Genomic DNA, 2,529 nt, shown 5'->3' with positions numbered 1-2,529 from the left:
TCGCCCGCCTGCTCGACGAGCACGGCGCGCCCGCGGCCGACGTCGCCGCGCATCTGCTCCACGTCGACCCGCCCGCCGAGGAGTGGATGACGCAGTCCCTGGAGGACGCGGCCGAGGACGCCGTACGCGCGGGCCGGACCGACGAGGCCACCGCACTCCTGCGCCACGCCCTCACCGCTCCGCTCGCCCCCGCCCGCCGCGCCGGGCTCAGCCGGCGGCTCGGCGTCCTGCAGCTGCCCCACAGTGCCGACGCGGGCATCCGCAGGCTGCGCGCGGCGCTGGAGCTGCACGTCGATCACCGTGAACGGGCGGCCGTCGCGCCCGCGCTCGGCGCGGCCCTCGTCGCCCGGGGCCGTACGGACACCGCCATGCACGTCATGCGCCAGGCGGGCAGCGCCGTGACCGACGACGAGATCGTGCGCGTCCTGCAGGCCACCGCCGCCGTCATCGCCTCCCACGACGCGGTCGCGTGGCGGAACGCCGTCGCCCGCATGCGGGAGCTGGCGGCGACGGCTCCCGCCACCATCGAGCCGCTCGCCTGCGGCCTGGTCACCGAGTACGACGCCGGGACGGGCAGCCTGTCGGCGGCGGAGGCCGTCGGCCGTGTGCTGCCGCGGCTCAAGGCGCCGGTGGACCCCCGGCTGCACACCGGCTGGCTGGGCAGCGCCGCCACCCTGCTGCAGTGGGCCGACCGGCTGGACGACGTACGCGCCCTCGCCGACGAGGGCCTTCCCGCGCCGCCCGGGCTCCCGGACCTCACCGACATCGGCCAGCAGTGCCTGATCAGCGTACGGGCCGAAGCGGCCCTGTGGGCGGGCGACTTCCGGCGGCTGCTCGCCGAGAACACCCCGCTCCTCGACGCCTGCGCAGGTCAGGGCATCCCCATGCCCCACGTGACGTCCATGGTGGCCCTCGCCCACTTCGAGCTCGGCCACCGGGACCGGGCCCGGCGGCTGCTGGCCGCCCTCGACGAGGACGGCGCCGACAGCTCCTGGGAATGGAACGAACTGCGCTACGCCCGCGCCGTCATCCATACCGCCGACGGCAATTGGCAGGCCGCGCTCGACGACTACCTGGCCTGCGGCCGCGGCCAGAGCGCCCGCGACTTCGTCAGCCCCGTGGCCACGCCCTGGCGGTCCGGCGCGGCCCTCGCCCTGGCCGCGCTCGGACAGCCGGAACGAGCCCTCGACCTGGCCGAGGAGGAGCTGCGCCACGCACGGAACTGGGGGACTCCCCGCACGATCGGCCGCGCGCTCCGGGCCCACGCCGCCGCCGTGGGCGGCCGCCGGGGCCTCGCGTCGCTGAGCGAGGCCGTGGACCTGCTGCGGCACGCGCAGGCACCCGTGGAACTCGTCGAGACCCTGATCGACCGGGGCCGCGCCCGGATCGCCACCGGGAACGGCCGCAAGGGCCGCGCCGACCTGCGCGAGGCGCATGCGCTGGCGCTACGGCTCTGCGCGACCGGCCGCCTGGTCCACGCCGCGGAATCCGCCCTGCACGCCGGGAACGCGCGCGGAATCCGCCGGGTCACGACGGGCTGCGCCGCACTCACCCGGGCGGAGCGCCGCGTCGTCGAACTCGCCGTCGGGGGCCGGACGAACGCCGAGATCTGCGCGGCGCTCCACCTCGCCCGCCGCACCGTGGAGACCCACCTCACCAGCGCCTACCGCAAGCTCGGTGTGACGCGCCGCGCCCAGCTCGCGTCCCGCATGGACGAGGCGGGCACCGGACTGCCGGAATACGTCGGCTAGGCGGTCGGGAACGCCTGCTGCTACTCCGCGACGAGCAACTGCGTACGTGCCAGCGCCGCGTACAGCGCGTCCCCGGCCATGAGTTCGCCGTGGGTGCCGACGGCCCGTATCCGTCCCGCTTCCACGACGACGATCCGGTCCGCCGTGGTCACGGTGGACAGCCGGTGGGCCACCACCAGGACCGTCGTGTCCCGGGCGGCCTCGGCGATCGTGTCGCGCAGGGCCGCCTCGTTCGCCGCGTCCAGCTGGGACGTGGCCTCGTCGAGCAGGAGGAGGCCGGGCCGGCGGAGCAGGGCGCGGGCGATGGCCACGCGCTGGCGCTCGCCGCCGGAGAGGCGGCAGCCGCGGTGGCCGGTGGCCGTGTCCAGCCCGTCGGGCAGGCGGGCGGTCACCTCGTCCAGCCGGGTCAGGCGCAGGACCCGCGCGAGTTCGTCGTCCGGGGGCCGCGCGATGCCGAACGTCAGGTTGTCGCGCAGGGTGCCCGCGAGGACGGGGGCGTCCTGCTCGACGTAGCCGATGCGGGCCCGCAGCCGGGCCAGGGGCCAGTGCCGTACGTCCTCGCCGTCCAGCAGGACACGGCCGGAGTCGGGCTCGTAGAAGCGCTCGATCAGGGAGAGGAGCGTCGTCTTGCCCGCGCCGGACGGGCCGACGAAGGCGGTCAGGCCGCGCGCGGGGACGTGGAAGGAGACCCGGTGGTGGACGGGCGGCGCCCCTGGACGGTAGGCGAAGCGGACGCGGTCGAAGGTCACGCGGACCGGCCCCCCGGGCCCCCCGTTCG

The 2,529-nt window shown here is 76.5% G+C and carries 2 protein-coding genes; one reads left to right on the top strand and one right to left on the bottom strand.

From position 1 onward, the window contains the following. Positions 1-1,751: helix-turn-helix transcriptional regulator (locus K6I34_RS35475; protein WP_229332148.1), on the top strand; the 1,751-nt coding region annotated here is incomplete at its 5' end. 20 nt (positions 1,752-1,771) lie between these two features. On the opposite strand, the gene K6I34_RS35470 is transcribed toward K6I34_RS35475, so the two are convergent. Continuing rightward, the coding region (locus K6I34_RS35470) for an ABC transporter ATP-binding protein (RefSeq protein ID WP_229332147.1) at positions 1,772-2,529 on the bottom strand (758 nt) is incomplete at its 5' end.

It is taken from the genome of Streptomyces sp. UNOC14_S4 (genome assembly GCF_020740835.1).
Taxonomy (GTDB): Bacteria; Actinomycetota; Actinomycetes; order Streptomycetales; family Streptomycetaceae; genus Streptomyces.
Note: the sequence above shows the minus strand (reverse complement) of the source record. Positions and strands in the feature narration are given on the sequence as shown.